Consider the following 16117-nt stretch of genomic DNA (forward strand, 5'->3'; position numbering starts at 1 on the left):
CTTTTTTCACAAATTTTCATAGCCATAAAAATCTTTCCCTGATAAATGTTTTAATTTTCTATATGAGATACTCGATGACTTTGATTTGGCTAATCCTAAAAAGAGCGACTGTATATAGTCGCTCTCTAAATTTGAAAGTACACTTCTCTTAAATACTACTTCTTCTAAATCTGTATTTTTCTAATCTTTATATATAGAACTGTTAAGTTTCTTACATTTTAACTAGGATATTTTTCTGAAAATGTTTGTTATAAAACAATGATATGCTAATTTTTACTTCATTACAAAATGTTCATGATAGGTTTTATACTAACCGTCAGAATTTGAAGTTGGTTGTGTTTGTATTATTTTTCACTAAATGTACCAAAATAAACACTCAGTTTATTCTAAAATTTTCGGACTTTACCTTTTAAAATTTTTGGTTTTTTCTTATACTTATTTAGTTCAATATGACATTACTGTTTATCTAGAGAATTTCTGTTATCAAATAAATCAACTAGAATACTATAAGAAAAAATGTATTTAGACATTCGTGTTTCATTCCTTAGAATTTTGTGTTTTCAATCTTCGAGAGTAGTCAATCGAACCGTCAAGACGTGTTAATAACAATTATCAACCATTCCTGATAGCATATAAAAACGTCTAAATCCCTAAATATCAAGAGTTTTAGACGTTTTTATTTGATGTTACAACTTCTTCACACTATTTATATAATCATTCCTTCTCACTATTCTTGCCCTTCTCATTCTCTTTTTCAATGCTTGGACTTTCTGGATTTCTTTCAATTCTTTGATTTTTATTCTCCTCAGTTTCTCCACTCTCTTTTACATTAGGAGGCTGTTTTATTTTTTGTTTTTCTTCAACTCTTTCCTCTGCTTTGGGTGGTTTCGGTTCTTCTTTCTGAGGGTTATCTATTTTCGGTGGTTCCTTTTTAACTCCTTTATTTTCTTGCTCATTTACTGACTTTTGTTTGTCTCCACTATTGTCTATTTTCTTTGGTGCTTTTTCTTTAGATTCAGCTTCTTTTGGATTTTGACTTCTACTTTTTTCACTAGTATTTTGATCAACATTTTCTTTGATATGATCGTTAGGGACTTGTTCTTTTGTAGGTTGTTTTTCAGTAACCTTTGATTTTGCTTCCACTTGATCAGTATCATTTGGTATCAATTGAGCTTCCTTATCCTCTTCCTCTATTTCCTTATTAGGTTGAGACGCCATAGATTTTAATTCTACCATTGTTTTTCCTTTAATATCATTAAGATCTTCTACGAGTTCCTTTTCTATAAGAACTTGATATTGTTGATAATAATTTACTGATAGATTTAGTTTTTTAGCTTCTTTATATTCAACCAGAGCTGCTTCTTTAACCTCGACTTCAACGTGTTCTCCTTGAACATAAGACGTTAAAGCATCATTAATTTCTTTAACATGCAATGTTATATCATCTTCTTCAAGTGAAATTAAGCTTGTTGTAATTATAGGATTTTTCGCTAGATATCCTTTTTTCTTAGCATCCTTTACGATTGAATCAATCATATGCAACACATTACGATCATAATCTTCTATAGAAGAAACAATTTTTTCTCCATCTTCATTTAAAGCTCTTAAATCAATCACTTCCCCTTTGTCACTAACTTCCAGCTCGAGACTTGGGTTAATATCTATTACTAATAAATATGAAGGCTTAACTGATTGGAAAATCGAATATGAGATAAATGATAAAAATAAGAGGGCAGCTACAGAAATATAGGGTACCCAACTCAAGGAAGAAGCTTTTTCAACATAGCTGATAGATTGTCCTAAAAGTGGAACCTGTTTAATAGCATTTTTCGGGACATTTTTATATCTACCATTATCTTGAAGTATGACGAGGTGAAGATCTGTTATCTTCACGACAATTCCTTTATATGTTGAATATTTCATAAGTCTTCCTCCTTTCCTTGAAAATCGATTATATATGCAGATAACTGCACCCACTGTGGATTAAATTTAAGCAGAATAAGTGAGATAAAATATTTTCGATGCTTTTCCAATGTCTTTTTAGAAAAGCCTGTCTTTTTGCTAAACAAGGACACCGGTAATCTCTTTTTTAAGAAAAAGTGATGTTTACACTCAGCATCTAAAATAAACACATCTGAGAGTTGATATAATTTTTTCCTAGTATCCTTATGCTTTGGCGAATGCTTTTCAAGCTCCTCAAAAGAAACCTTGAATTCACTTAAGGCATGATCAAACTCAATAATTTCATCAACTAGCTCATTTGATGTCAGCGAACGACGATAGCTATCTACAGATTTTTCTATCTCAAACATATTGTTACTTTGTTCAGAATCTACAAAAGTAATGGACAGGTGTTGTTCACTTTTTTCTCTTTTATAAAAATCGATTAAGTCACGTTGTATTAAAAGATAGGCATAATTAAGAAATGTCCTACCACTGTATTGCTCAAACGTATCAATAGCCCTATTAAAGGCAATCAAACCTATACTAGACTCCTCATCACTCCAGCTTATATACCGCTTACAAATGTGAGACGCAGTATTGAGAATATATGGGCGATAATGTTGAATTAGTTGCTCTCTAGACAACTGATCACCATTTTTGCAATTTGTAATAACCAAGATAAGCTCATCGATGTTCATCCTATCACCCGCTTACATAGCTTTTTTCAATACTGTACATGATATGATAGTTGAGGTAAAGGCGAAATGAAAGAAACAACTACCAAAAAGAGTGGTAGTTGTTTCCAAGATAATTAAGGTCTTTCTGTTTCTTTTCCTTGTTCAGCTTTCTTACCTGCTTCTTTTGCTTTTTCAGCACGTTTTTCTGCTGCTTCTTTTTCTCTTTCAGCTCGTTTTTCTGCTGCTTCTCTTTCTTTTTCAGCTCGTTTTTCTGCTGCTTCTCTTTCTTTCTCAGCTCGTTTTTCTGCTGCTTCTCTTTCTTTCTCAGCACGTTTTTCTGCTGCTTCTCTTTCTTTTTCAGCTTGTTTTTCTGCTACTTCTCTTTCTTTTTCAGCTTTTTCTTCTGCTGCTTCTCTTTCTTTTTCAGCTTGTTCTTCTGCTGCTTCTTCAGCGTCTTCTACTTCTTCAGCTTGCTTGTCCGAATCCACTTCGTCTTTATCTTCTACTTCTGCTACTTCAGTTTCCTTTTCATCATCTTCTTCATTTTGTTTTGCTTTTTCTTTTGCTGCAGTTGCTTTTTCAAAAGCTTTCTTCTGGTTATCTAAAGCTTTAGCAATTCCAGCTTTTGCTGATTCAGGTAGGTCTTCTCTCTCTAATAGAGCAAGTAAATTATCGCTTCTTTTTTCAGCATTTTCTTCAACAATTGTAATTACTTCTGAAACATCTTCACCATTTTCTTCTGCTTCTTCAATTGTTTCTTCAATAATATCAACATGTTCTTCATAGTCTTCGATTAATTCTTCTGCTGTTTCCTCGTCACCGTTATCTAGTTGTTCCTCCGCCTCTAATAAACGATCCTCAGCATAGTCATCTTGAAGTAATACTTTTTCTTCGATATCCTCTGTTAACTCAAATTCTGCTTCTTCTATTAAACTAACTGTTTCGTATAATTCAGAATCTGCACTAACAATCTCTTGCTTCTCTTCTGCAAACGCCGAAGTTGCCATTAATAATGTCCCTAATGTAAAACCTGATATAACAAATTTTTTCATCATTCTTTCTTCCTCTCCTAGTTAAATTGAATATGTTCTTTGAACTCTACAATTTTTGGTCGATTCATTTCATCATCGTCTACTTTACCTACAAACGTTACAATATTCATTTTCTCACCAACTTGAAAAATGAATATATCTGTTTGAATACTTTCTTTACGATTTGATTGAAAAGATAACGTTTTATCTGTTTCTTCAATTATGGTGATATCCCCAGCACCCACTATTAAATCTCTTTTGATTGACTTTATATCCTGTTTGTTAGGTAAAATAGTTATGATTGCTTGTAAATTTTCATTTTGAAAAACAACATTTGAATCTTGTTCTTTACTTAATTTCCAGTGTTTTATATCACCAACACGAATACCTTTTTCTTCATTTTCATATAATAACGATTTAACCTGTGTCTGCTCCTCTTTTGAAGGTGAAGTAGCAGATGTCGACTCTACCGTTTCTTCCTTCCCACATCCTACTGTAAAAAGGGTTAACGATAAGATGATAAATAGCTTCTTCATTAAATTCACCTCTTGTTTTATGAGCTTTTCTTCTAGGTACCGCATGGCAGCTGGCAAACATAGATCAATTCGATCTTTAGTCCCTATAGCTTTGCGTCACCACCTTTCAGTAGTTTTGCCTTTACTATTTATTTAGTTTTCTATATATCTATACTGAAACTTGTCGAATTTTCGGAGGGTTTTTTAATAAATTTATTATTTTTATAAAAAAGTTTTTTATCAATATAAATAAGGTTTCGGATCTACTTAACATTACAATATGATATAGGAAGAAGTTCTTTATTATTTGTAAAGTCAACTAAGCGAAACACGGGAAAAATATTGAAATGCAAAAAAACACCAGAAACAGTATTAATACTATATCTAGCTTTCTCACATGATCCGAGAGGAGTTTGAATCTCCTGCCACTACCCTCTCAAAATTGGGTTGGGAAGAAATGAGGATTAAATTAACAAAGTTGAGTTAAATAAGTATTAAGAAATTAACGTTCTTGTCTTGTGTTGTAAATAAGAAACAATGAATTAAATTAAGTTTGTACAATTTTTGTGTATTTTGAAAGCTTGCTTGTAGCACAAAAAGGAGGACGCTAATTCTCGTCCTCCTCCCATGCTAATTATTCGTGACTTTCTCTCTTGCAGCTTTCCAATCTGCATTTAAATCATTCATAATATCATCAAAGCTTTCTTTTGTATTACCAATTCCAGATTCAATAATACGTTGTTTAAATTCAGGTTGGAATAGACCAATTTCTCCTTCTTGATCAATAGCATCTATCCAGCCATCTTCCCCCTCTTTAGCTGGTGAATTTGATAATAATTCCACACCAAGTTCTTGGAATGAGCTTAATGTCGTTGGAAAATCATCACCAATTACCGGAGAAATCCCTCCATTTTCAATAGCATAGTTTGATTCATTAAGAAACCAATCTACCCAAGCTTTAGCTGCTTCTATGTTTTCGCTATTTTTGTTAATTCCAATTTTATAATCTCCACTTGTTTCAGAATAAAGCTTTCCATCATGGTTATATGGGAATGGCATGTAACCAATATCATCTTGATTTTCAGCTAGAGCTTGAACTTGTGTAATTGCCCATGAACCTAGAATCATCGAAGCAATTTCACCTTTTGCCATCATTTCTTTTGAGCTTTCCCAATCAGTTGTTAATGGATCTGGTTCAATTAGTCCTTCCTTTGCAATATCATGCATTAGCTTATAAAGAATATAATGTGGTTTACCTTCTGCAAATGGATCATCCATGTTAGGCATTTGCACATTAACATAATCTTCCACGCCAGCAATCGATAAACGATTAGGTTCCCATTGTGTTAATGGCCAACCCGCAGCATAGTTCGTGTAATAAGGTATGGCATCTGTGTTTTCTTTAACTTTCTTTAAAGCCTCGATGAAAGCTTCTGGTGTTGTAGGTATTTCAGTCACTCCTGCTTCTTCAAATACCTTTTTGTTGTACACTACACCCTGTGCATTAACAGTTACAGGTATACCGTAACTAGTTCCGTCAAAAGCATCTTCATCAACGTGTAGATACTTCCCACTTAACTCTTCAACTGATCCAAGAGGCTCGAAGAAATTACTTAATTCGTTAACAGGCACATCATTTGGTATAAGCAAAGCATCACCGTATTCCGTTGAATTCATACGGATTTTCACTTGACCCTCATAATCAGTAATTGCTTCAAAGTTCACTTTCACATCCGGATATTTCTCGTTAAATTTTGCGGCATAGTCTTTAAATACTGTATCAACAATATCTGTTCTGTTTGTTAATACTAAGATTTCACCTGATGGACCTGATTTCTCTGTCTTTTCTCCACCACTGTTTTCATTTGTAGAGCTGCTTTCTTTTTGTGAGCAGCCCACTAACATTCCAACTGCTAAAATACTAAACACAAGAAATTTAAGTAACACTTTCATTTCTTCTCCCCCTTTAATTAAGTAATCGTTTAAGTTACAAAATAATTTTATAATGAAAACGCTTACCTGTCAATCAAATAAAAAATTGTCGTCACGTATGCCACAAAATCAATATTAAAAAGGCTTGAATCCCTATTTAGGATTCAAGCCTTTTAGTCATTTTAAAAATGAATTATATCGCATCATCTATATTTATATCACCATTGATTTTATGAACAGAATCTCTAAAAACGATCTTACCTTTTACCGAAACCTGTTCCCATTTATTTTGTTTACTTTTTAATTTAGAAATGATTAACTTAACAGCTGTTTTTGACATTTCTTCAATATCAACTTCAACTGTTGTTAATTTTGGTTCTGATATCTGTGAGTAAATATCATTATCAAAACCTACTACTGAACAATCTTCAGGTACTTTGTAACCTAAAGAATTAAGTTTTTCTATTAAGTTATAAGCTACTCGATCACAGTTACACACAAAGGCAGTAGGAAGCTTTTCTGGTAGCTCAATATCTATAAATTTTCCACGTTTATCTCGATCATTTATTATATAATCTTGATTTAACACAATATGATGCTCTAGTAATGATTTGTAATAGCCTAAAAAGCGATCTTGAATACTACTAGTTGAGTAGATATTTCCAACAAATCCAATATCTCTGTGACCATTTTTAATCAAATGATTGGTTATTTCATATACGCCATTAAAGTTATCTGTTATCACTGTGTCTGCTTCAGCATCTTCGTTATAAAAATCAATATAAACGACTGGAATATCTACTTTATTAAGTAATGTTATATAATCATTGCTAATTTGACCTAATATAAGAAGACCATCAACCTTCTTATCATAGTAGATTCTAGGCAGGGCAAGCTGATCTTCATCATCAGCACTTAATATATGAAGTATTCCGCTATATTGTTGTTGATCAAGAACTTTTGCAATATGCTGGTAAAATCGCAAATAAAATGACTGAATTTCACCCGTAAATCGCTCAGGAATAATTACACCTATATTATAAGCTTGCCCATCCTTCATAGACTTAGCTAATGTATTAAAGCGATAACCCATTTCATCAGCAACTTCTTTAATCTTTTGCTTTAGCTCATCACTTACTCCATCTTTATCGTTCAACGCTTTTGATATTGTTACACTACTTACTCCTAGTCGTGCTGCTATATCTCGCATTGTTACATTATTACTCACTAAAGCCACCTCCAATACACTTTTTATTACTTTATTTTAAATAAATTCGTCTCTGGTATGTCTATTTGTCGTTTTTTTAGATTGGAAAACTGCTCCCTACAATATTCACAACAATACCATTTGACCAGAGCAAATATAATAGACATCCTGTGTAATATTATTTTCAACAGTATATACCATATATTATAATCTAAACCGTTTACAAGTGCTCTACTATGTTTAGAAAACTATTTAATAGTATACCATGATCATTTTTTCCTGTAACCTTTTTTAAGTAATTCCATAAATTTGTTAAGTAACTAAGAGATGAGTGAATTTCCAATTAATTAAGAATTTAATAATTCAATTTCATATCGTTATATTATCCTACTTCACACTCTTTTTTCCATTACATTAATACTAGAAGAATTTAGTTTTTTAATACTTTCTAATTATTTTTCGAACTTTTCTGTCATTTTAGTTGTCAAACATGCCTCTTTAAATTACAATCCAAAGTATCAATTAAGTTAACGTTTAAGTAAAATTTTGTGTGTACAAATAAAAGTTAAAAGTAAGCAACTGCTTAACTTGTTTTTGTCTCTCTAAAACTTTATGAAAAGAGGCTTAACCATTAAGTTTTGAGAGTTCAAAATATATTATTCCCATGAGGTGATTAAATGTTAATTTTACGTAAAAGTACAACATTATTTTTAGCTGTTCTTCTATTAATCTCTACATCATTGCTTTTCTCACCCGCTCCAGTAAAAGCTGCCAACGGATTTTATGTAAGCGGAAACATTTTGTATGATGCAACTGGTACGCCCTTTGTTATGCGTGGTATAAATCATGCACATTCTTGGTTTAAAAGTGATTCTACAACTGCTATTATAGCAATCGCAGCAACAGGAGCTAACACAGTAAGAATTGTTCTCTCAGATGGTAGTCAGTACACAAAAGATGATATAACCACGGTAAGAAATCTCATTTCCTTAGCCGAACAAAATAATCTTATTGCTGTATTAGAGGTTCATGATACTACTGGTAAAGATGATACAGCCTCTTTAAATAGTGCAGTAGATTATTGGATTAGTATAAAAGATGCTCTTATCGGTAAAGAAGATAAGGTCATCATCAACATTGCTAATGAGTGGTATGGGACATGGAATGGATCAAATTGGGCTGATGCATATAAGCAGGCAATTCCTAAATTACGAAATGCAGGCTTAACACACACATTAATCGTTGATTCAGCTGGATGGGGACAATATCCTGCATCGATTCATGATTATGGAAAATCTGTATTTAATGCAGATCCGCTTAAAAACACGATGTTCTCTATTCACATGTACGAATATGCTGGTGGAGATGCTGCAACAGTCAAATCAAATATTGATGGTGTTATAAACCAAGGTCTTGCCTTAATCATTGGTGAATTTGGTTATAAACATACTGATGGTGATGTTGATGAAGCAACAATCATGAGCTACTCACAACAAAAAGGTGTAGGTTGGTTAGCATGGTCTTGGAAAGGAAATGGTTCTGAGTGGAGCTATCTTGATCTGACTAGTGACTGGGCTGGAAACAGTTTAACATCTTGGGGTGATACAATTGTAAATGGTTCTAACGGCATAAAAGCAACTTCTGTACCTAGTCCCGTGTTTGGGGGTAGCTCAGGTGGTGGAACTGGCGGATCCGATAGTACAGCTACAACACTATATGATTTTGAAGATAACACTCAAAATTGGTTAGGTATAAATGTATCAGGTGGTCCGTGGTCTGTAACAGACTGGGCTACTAGTGGAAGTAAATCTCTTAAAGCAGATGCACAATTAGGAAATGGCTCTCAACACTATTTATTTTTATCAAGCAACCAAAACTTAACCGGTAAATCAACTCTGAAGGCTACTGTTAAACATGCAAACTGGGGATCTATTGGTAATGGAATCACGGCAAAATTATACATTAAAGCTGGATCAAGTTGGACTTGGTATGATGGTGGTCCTGTTCAAATTAATTCAAGTGGTACAATCCTATCCCTTAATTTATCTGCTATCCCTGATTTAAGTAATGTACAAGAGATCGGTGTTCAGTTCACAGGTGCATCAAATAGTAGCGGTCAAACTGCATTATTCCTAGATAATGTAACAGTACATTAAAACCTAAGAAGCTCTAGTCGTTGAAATGACTTAGTTAAATTAAAAACATCTAAAACAACTATACTTCAAGTAAAAATTAACAACTTATAATGAATTTATAATTGACTTAACTGGAAATTCAGCTCCGAATTTTGAGACTTATATAGATAATAATTAGCTAAATTCCTTAGGCTGCCCTTCCTAAAAATTCTTCAATGCTAGGCAGCCTATTTTTAAGGCTACTATTGTGTAAAGAAAATATTCCACTAGACTTAATACAATGCTGAATGCTTCGGGTATTTATAAGCAACAAAGTCTGTGAAAACAGCCAACATTAAACACATAAAGCACTCCTTACTATCTACCTTTTAAAATATATACAGTTATGCTTGCATCTGTTTAAGTTGATAAAACTCCCCTTCGTTTGCCATTAGTTCTTCATATGTCCCAACTTCTTCACATCGACCATCTTTCATCACCACAATTCTGTCTGCATCTCTAATTGTTGATAACCGATGGGCAACGATGAACGTTGTACGACCATGAATTAATTCTTTTAAAGCTTGCTGTACCTGCAATTCAGATTTATTATCCAGCGCAGAAGTTGCCTCGTCTAAAAGTATTATCTTTGGGTCTCGAATAAGTGCACGAGCAATTGCAATTCGTTGTCTTTGCCCTCCTGATAACCTTCCTCCATGCTCTCCTACTAAAGTTTCAAGACCGTTTGGCATATCTGCTATAACATCATTTAAATTAGCCATTTCTATTACTTTATTTAATTTATTTTCAGATATATTTGTTAATCCATAGGTAATGTTTTCTCTTATTGAGCCGGAAAAAAGTATTGTGTTTTGGGGAACTACAGCAAGATTTTTCCGATATTCTTTCATATTTATTTCATCGAAAGGAATACCATCTAAAGAGATATTTCCACTAGTTGGTTTATAAAACCCAACAATCATGTTAAGGACAGTCGATTTACCGGCTCCAGATTCCCCTACAAATGCAATGCATTCACCAGACTTTACTTCTAATTGAAAATCATTTAATACATGTTTATTCGTATCTCGATAATGAAAATGAACTTGTTCAAATGTTAATGTTCCTTTAATCTCATTTAGATTTCTTTTCCCTTGGTATTCCTCTTGTTCTTCTGAAAATAAGATTTCAGACACAGAAACAATTGATTCATATCCTTTTGCTAACTGTGGGTATACTGTTATGATTTGGTTAACCGACATTAAAATAGATGTAAAATACGCTTGATACATCACAATATCACCTACTTGTATTTCTCCACGGTAAGCAAGGATTGCTGTAAAAACTAAACAAAACATTTGGAAAAGCTGAAACACAACCCAGCCCATTGATCCAAAAAGAGCCTCTGCCAGATCAAGTTTATACCCTTTCCCCTTTAACTTATACAAAGTTGAATCAGTCTTTTTAATTTCTAGGTCTTCTAAGCCGTGAGCTCTTGTAACTGGTATCATTGTGACAGTCTCTGCAACCTGCCCTGACATGTGTTCTATTTCGGTTCTAAATTCACGATTTCTTCTTTGGAGTCTTTTTCTAAAAACAGACACAAACACCAAAGCTACTGGAATCACCAAGATAAAAAAGATAGCTATATAAAAATTTTTGTATGCTGTGACAGCAATGGCAACAACAACATTTGTAATGGCTGCAGCAAAGGTAAACATAATCTGTTTTGAAAGTATTTCTATATTTTCTACGTCTCTTAATATCTTTGCTTGAAGTTTTCCAGAACGCAATTCACCATGATAGGAAATAGATAAATGCTGTAACTTCCTTATTAAAGTACTTCTTAATCCTGCTTCAACATGTCTGGATGCTTTACTAAGATAACTCATGTGTAGCATTTGGGATGGGATATTCTGAATAATAACAATACATATAACGAGTAGATTTATCCAAAGTCCTGATAGATTATGTTTTGATGGTTCACTAGCAATATTGATCATATTCGCAGTTGTAACCGGAATAACCCAAACAGGTGAATGTTTTATAAGAAAAAAGAAAAAGGATAAAAATATATTTCTTGATTGACCTTTGTAAAGTAAGAAGAGCGTATGAAGGGCCTTTTCCTTTTTATTATTTCCTTTAAATAATAAAGGTTGAAAATCTAATTCTTCTTTAAGGCCACTCTTTTCCATCCTTATTCACTTCCTTATTCATAGATGTAGTTTTACCTATTCTTCACCACTTTTGATTAAGTGAAGAATTTGACTTCTTATGCTTTTTTAAAATAAACAGTGGCCAATACATAATTTTCTTGGCACACAGTTTTCAATTTATCTATTAAACTCACTCGTAAAATCAGAACAAAGTTTACTCAAATACGAACCAATTATTAGAAATCGTTTTCTTATACCAATGAAAACTATCCTTTTTAATACGCTCCTGTGTTAAATAGTCAACAAATACCATTCCAAACCGTTTACTATATCCCTCAGCCCATTCAAAATTATCTAATAATGACCACGCCATATAGCCTTTGATATTAACACCTGAATCAATACTTCTACTTAAAGCGGTTAAATGTTGTTTTAGATATTTGGTACGTTTTTCATCTTTTACACGCCCATTAACTGGTTCATCATTGTAACAAGAACCATTTTCTGTGATGTAAATTGGAACATTTCCATATCTTTCAGTAATGTGTGTTAATACTTTGTAAAATCCATCAGGATATACTGGCCAATCTATATCTGTTCGCTCATAACCGATCTCAACATATTCCCAATCAAAGAGACCTTCATTTTCCTTATATCGTGCGATATGTCCTGTATAATAGTTTATTCCTAGGAAATCGATCGGCTGTTGAATTATTTCAAGATCACCAACATCAATTTTCATTTCAACACCTTTTTTCTTAAACCAATCCACCATAAATTGAGGGTATTCTCCTTTAAATACAGGATCCATAAACCACTCAATAAAATAAGCATTTTCTCTACGACATGCTTCAATATCTTCTTTAGAATTACTATATGGCTCTAACCATGTTGTATTAGGAGCAAAGCCAATTTCTCCCTCTATCTTTAATTCTCTAAATTTCTTGACCGCTTTTCCATGGGCAACTAATAAATGATGGGAGATTTGTGTAGCAAGCTGTAAATCTGTATTTCCTGGAGCATGCGCACCAATATAATTTGATAAAAAAGAAATACACCAAGGCTCGTTTAAAGTAATCCAATATTTAATCTTTCCTTCAAATTCATTAAACATTGTCTCTGCATATGAAGCAAACGCATCAATTGTCTCTCGATTCCCCCAACCACCCTGATCTTGTAAAGCTTGAGGGAGATCCCAGTGGTAAAGTGTACATATTGGCTCAATCCCATTCTCAAGTAATTTATCAACAAAACGATGATAAAATTCCAATCCTTTTTGGTTAACTTCACCTGTTCCGCTTGGATAAATACGTGGCCATGCTACAGAAAAACGGTAAACATCAATTCCTAAATCCTTCATTATTTCAATATCTAAGCTGTTGCTGTTCCCCATTTCATATCTTTTGGAAAATTAACAATTGCCATTTTGATACCTCCTATATCTTCTCATTTATCAAATTTTTACATGATTAATCCAAGTGACAGCCATTAACATATTTCCAGCTGAATTCATATGAACACCATCTGTCGTTAATTTATAGTTATTTTTTGCTTTTAAACATGTTAGAAACGATTGGTGAGTTGGAACTAAAGTTGCTTCAAATTGATCTGCTAGTTTATGAATAATATCTATATATGCCTTTAGCTTTTGATTACCTTCTGCTTCAAGCTTCTCTTCAATAATCGTTGGTTCCATTAGTACAATTTTAGCTTTTGTTTTTTCTTTTAGACTTTTTAATAGTTTAAAGTAAATTTTTTCGAATTCTTCAGGGTAAACCTGATCTTGATCCTCACTATCTAACTGTCTCCAAACATCATTTATACCAATTGAAATGGAGACTATATCTGGATTGATATGGATGACATCATGCTCCCATCTTGCTTCCAAATCTACAATTCGATCACCACCGACACCTTGATTGATAACCTTGAAATTTTGAATTGGATGTGAGGTTTTATAATAGTCATGAATGAGTCGAACATACCCTGATCCAATTCCTTCCGCATCTTCATGTCTACCCCATTCAGTAATACTGTCACCAATAAATAAAACGTTCATAGCGACTACCTCCATCTTCGCTTTTTAGTCGAAGCTCTTTTTTGAATTCATTTAAGATCATCTAACAAGCATCGCTGCTCCAATTACACCTGCTTGACCCCCAAGAGCAGTTGGAACTATTTTTATTGAAGACGCCAGTTGAGGATAAACAAACTCCTTCACCTTATCCTTAAGTGGAGTGAGAATAAATTGTTTTGATTCCATAACCCCTCCACCGACTACAAATAGATCTGGATTCACAACATGTGTAATATTCGCTATACCAATTGCTAAGAATTTAACGGTTTCATCTATTATCAATTGAGCCTCTTTATTTCCTTGTTTCGCTAGATGAAATACCTGTTTTGCTCCACCTTCTATACCAAACTCCTCATAAGCTCTTCTTCCTATAGAAGTTCCACTTGCAAGACCTTCTAATGCACCTCGATTTAGATTGTTATGTTTATAGCCGTCTGGCTCAATAATCATATTTCCAATTTCACCAGCATATCCATTTGCTCCATTAAATAATTGTTTATTTATAATTAGGGCACCCCCAATTCCTGTGCTTACCGTCATGTAATAAACACTTTCATGACCAGCACCACTCCCAGCATTGGCTTCAGCTAATCCTGCAACATTAGCATCATTGTTTAAAAATACTTCTACCTCAAAGTGTTCTTCGAATATCTTTACAAGCGGTATTTCATCCCATCCTGGAAGATTTGGAGGACTTAAGATTACTCCATTTTTAATATCTAACGGTCCTGGTGCACCAATTCCAATTCCTTTTACTTTGTTTCCTTTTACTAGACTTTCGATCATTTGCTTCATTTTATTAATTGTATGTATATGACCTTTTTCAGCTTCTGTAGGCTCTTGAATAATTTCTAATATTGTTCCTTTTTCATCAACAAGACCTACTCTTACATTCGTTCCACCCAAATCAATTCCTAATCGTAAACTCATTTTATTTACCCTCCTATTTTAAATTGTTACATTATAAGACATTAATAGATTTATAAATTATTAAATTCATCCCTAACTGTCCAATCATTAAATAATCAACCATGTTGAGTGAAGATATAAGGAGAGTTTGAATGCTATAGGAATCGCTAGGCCAATCATACTTTTGTAAAAATATTGTTGTTCTTTTAAGCGACTAAATATGATGCTAATCTCCTTTAAGAATCTAAATTTATGCACTTCCTTGTACGAAATAAACCTATGACAGTTGTCTTGTCAGTCAGATTATAAAAATAGAAATCTTTTAAATGCTTTATCCGATAAATGTGGTAAATGTTCATGTGCGTATTCATGGTATAAAATAATTTCCTTCTTAGTTTGAATTTTATTGTATGCTGCAAACTGAGATGAAGGTGGACAAACAGCATCAATCATTCCTGTTACCCAAAGGGTTCTCGCATTAATTTTTTCAGAGAAATTCTGAATATCGATATAACCTAGTTTGTTAAAGATCTCATCTTCTCGTTCATGAGTGGGATCAAAGTTACGGAAATATTCTGCGATTTCAGCGTATGCTGAGTTATTCATATCCATGTCCCAAACTCGCTTATAATCTGATAAGAATGGATATACGGCTACGAGTTCCTTTATTCTAGGCTCAAGAGCAGCACAAGCTGTTGCAAGTGCACCACCTTGCGATATTCCAAATACCCCTACCCTATCTGAGTCTACACTATCCATAGACATAAGAATTCTTGCAGTTTGGACTGTATCTAAAAACACTTGACGATAGTAAAGGTTATCTGGATTAGGATCATCTATTCCTCTAATGATATGACCTCTTAGCGTTGAACCTTTTACAGTTAAGGTATCTTCAGACTTTCCTCCTTGCCCCCGACAATCAAGAGCTATAACGGTAATTCCATTGGATGCATAAGCAATTTTATCTAGCCAGTCTCCACTATCAACAGAATATCCATGAAACATGACGACACCAGGGCCATTTTTCGGTGCATTTTTAGGCCGAACAAGTTTACAGTGAATCTTCGCACCACCAACTCCTGTAAAATACAAATGAAAACATTCAACTCTGTCTGTTTGTATATCTGCAAACACCAATTCATAATCTAGAGATAAGTTACCAACATCACTTAAACCTCTGTTCCAATATTCATTAAAATCTTCAGGCTTGGGACTACTTCCCATATATGTTTTCAATTCTGACAACGGCATATCAATATTCATTGTTTCTATCTCCTATGTTTAAACTATATAAATCATGAAAAAAGAGACTATTAGTTCATCAATATTTCATCTATCAAATCTAGTATCTTCTTGATAAAAAGTTATGTTATCTAATGTTCTAACATTTTCTACAATTTGTTCAATACAACTTGCTCCTATTAGAGCAGAAACAACATCATCACCTCTAAGAGAGAGGCCAAGCGATTGCCAATTGAGCAACAGTTTGATCTCGCTCATCAATCAGAAACTGATTTTAGTTTTTCTCTCCTATATACATTGCTTCATTTCATTT

General features: G+C 33.3%; 12 protein-coding genes and 1 riboswitch. Of the genes, 1 reads left to right on the forward strand and 11 read right to left on the reverse strand.

What is annotated here, in order from left to right; translation table 11 throughout:
- Positions 1-714: 714 nt before the first annotated feature.
- The 6 genes from JOC75_RS09445 to JOC75_RS09470 all read right to left on the reverse strand — a co-directional run bounded on the left by JOC75_RS09445 (position 715) and on the right by JOC75_RS09470 (position 7327).
- Positions 715-1923 carry an anti-sigma-I factor RsgI family protein gene (locus JOC75_RS09445; RefSeq protein ID WP_204953808.1) on the reverse strand — a complete coding sequence of 403 codons (1209 nt, stop codon included), beginning with the start codon at positions 1921-1923 and terminating at the stop codon, positions 715-717.
- Positions 1920-2642, reverse strand: coding sequence for an RNA polymerase sigma-I factor (gene sigI / locus JOC75_RS09450; protein ID WP_204953809.1), 723 nt, complete (start codon positions 2640-2642; stop codon positions 1920-1922). Before sigI ends, JOC75_RS09445 begins: the two co-directional genes overlap by 4 nt.
- Before the next feature lie 113 nt (positions 2643-2755).
- Positions 2756-3676, reverse strand: a complete 921-nt coding sequence (locus JOC75_RS09455; RefSeq protein ID WP_204953810.1) for a DUF5667 domain-containing protein — start codon at positions 3674-3676, stop codon at positions 2756-2758.
- Between the two features lie 14 nt (positions 3677-3690).
- The gene (locus JOC75_RS09460; protein ID WP_204953811.1) at positions 3691-4188 is read right to left on the reverse strand and encodes a hypothetical protein; all 498 of its coding nucleotides are present in this window, start codon (positions 4186-4188) and stop codon (positions 3691-3693) included.
- A 42-nt stretch (positions 4189-4230) separates the two neighbouring features.
- Positions 4231-4318: riboswitch (cyclic di-GMP riboswitch) on the reverse strand.
- A 479-nt stretch (positions 4319-4797) separates the two neighbouring features.
- Positions 4798-6120, reverse strand: a complete 1323-nt coding sequence (locus JOC75_RS09465) for an ABC transporter substrate-binding protein (protein WP_204953812.1) — start codon at positions 6118-6120, stop codon at positions 4798-4800.
- A gap of 172 nt (positions 6121-6292) precedes the next feature.
- Positions 6293-7327: a substrate-binding domain-containing protein gene (locus tag JOC75_RS09470; RefSeq protein WP_204953813.1), complete on the reverse strand. Its 1035-nt coding sequence runs from the start codon at positions 7325-7327 to the stop codon at positions 6293-6295.
- 656 nt (positions 7328-7983) lie between these two features.
- Between JOC75_RS09470 and JOC75_RS09475 the strand changes: the two genes are divergently transcribed.
- On the forward strand, positions 7984-9462 hold the full coding sequence (locus JOC75_RS09475) for a glycoside hydrolase family 5 protein (RefSeq protein WP_204953814.1): 1479 nt from the start codon (positions 7984-7986) through the stop codon (positions 9460-9462).
- 362 nt (positions 9463-9824) lie between these two features.
- Here the strand turns inward: JOC75_RS09475 and JOC75_RS09480 are convergent, their stop codons facing one another.
- The 5 genes from JOC75_RS09480 to JOC75_RS09500 form a co-directional block, all read right to left on the reverse strand.
- Complete coding sequence (locus tag JOC75_RS09480) at positions 9825-11615, reverse strand: ABC transporter ATP-binding protein (protein ID WP_204953815.1); 1791 nt, start codon at positions 11613-11615, stop codon at positions 9825-9827.
- A 175-nt stretch (positions 11616-11790) separates the two neighbouring features.
- On the reverse strand, positions 11791-12969 hold the full coding sequence (locus JOC75_RS09485) for a GH1 family beta-glucosidase (RefSeq protein ID WP_204953816.1): 1179 nt from the start codon (positions 12967-12969) through the stop codon (positions 11791-11793).
- 60 nt (positions 12970-13029) lie between these two features.
- Positions 13030-13635: an SGNH/GDSL hydrolase family protein gene (locus JOC75_RS09490; protein ID WP_239589388.1), complete on the reverse strand. Its 606-nt coding sequence runs from the start codon at positions 13633-13635 to the stop codon at positions 13030-13032.
- 57 nt (positions 13636-13692) lie between these two features.
- Positions 13693-14583 carry an ROK family protein gene (locus tag JOC75_RS09495; RefSeq protein ID WP_204953818.1) on the reverse strand — a complete coding sequence of 297 codons (891 nt, stop codon included), beginning with the start codon at positions 14581-14583 and terminating at the stop codon, positions 13693-13695.
- A gap of 282 nt (positions 14584-14865) precedes the next feature.
- Positions 14866-15825 carry an acetylxylan esterase gene (locus JOC75_RS09500; RefSeq protein ID WP_204953819.1) on the reverse strand — a complete coding sequence of 320 codons (960 nt, stop codon included), beginning with the start codon at positions 15823-15825 and terminating at the stop codon, positions 14866-14868.
- Positions 15826-16117 lie beyond the last annotated feature (292 nt).

Origin of the sequence: Metabacillus crassostreae (genome assembly GCF_016908395.1) — a bacterium.
Classification (GTDB): Bacteria; Bacillota; Bacilli; order Bacillales; family Bacillaceae; genus Metabacillus; species Metabacillus crassostreae.

What these genes read in the sequence shown, in the direction of transcription:
- JOC75_RS09445 (WP_204953808.1), bottom strand. Translation starts at nt 1,923, where the DNA reads ATGAAATATTCAACATATAAAGGAATTGTCGTGAAGATAACAGATCTT.
- sigI (WP_204953809.1), bottom strand. Translation starts at nt 2,642, where the DNA reads ATGAACATCGATGAGCTTATCTTGGTTATTACAAATTGCAAAAATGGT.
- JOC75_RS09455 (WP_204953810.1), bottom strand. Translation starts at nt 3,676, where the DNA reads ATGATGAAAAAATTTGTTATATCAGGTTTTACATTAGGGACATTATTA.
- JOC75_RS09460 (WP_204953811.1), bottom strand. Translation starts at nt 4,188, where the DNA reads ATGAAGAAGCTATTTATCATCTTATCGTTAACCCTTTTTACAGTAGGA.
- JOC75_RS09465 (WP_204953812.1), bottom strand. Translation starts at nt 6,120, where the DNA reads ATGAAAGTGTTACTTAAATTTCTTGTGTTTAGTATTTTAGCAGTTGGA.
- JOC75_RS09475 (WP_204953814.1), top strand. Translation starts at nt 7,984, where the DNA reads ATGTTAATTTTACGTAAAAGTACAACATTATTTTTAGCTGTTCTTCTA.
- JOC75_RS09480 (WP_204953815.1), bottom strand. Translation starts at nt 11,615, where the DNA reads ATGGAAAAGAGTGGCCTTAAAGAAGAATTAGATTTTCAACCTTTATTA.
- JOC75_RS09485 (WP_204953816.1), bottom strand. Translation starts at nt 12,969, where the DNA reads ATGGGGAACAGCAACAGCTTAGATATTGAAATAATGAAGGATTTAGGA.
- JOC75_RS09490 (WP_239589388.1), bottom strand. Translation starts at nt 13,635, where the DNA reads ATGAACGTTTTATTTATTGGTGACAGTATTACTGAATGGGGTAGACAT.
- JOC75_RS09495 (WP_204953818.1), bottom strand. Translation starts at nt 14,583, where the DNA reads ATGAGTTTACGATTAGGAATTGATTTGGGTGGAACGAATGTAAGAGTA.
- JOC75_RS09500 (WP_204953819.1), bottom strand. Translation starts at nt 15,825, where the DNA reads ATGAATATTGATATGCCGTTGTCAGAATTGAAAACATATATGGGAAGT.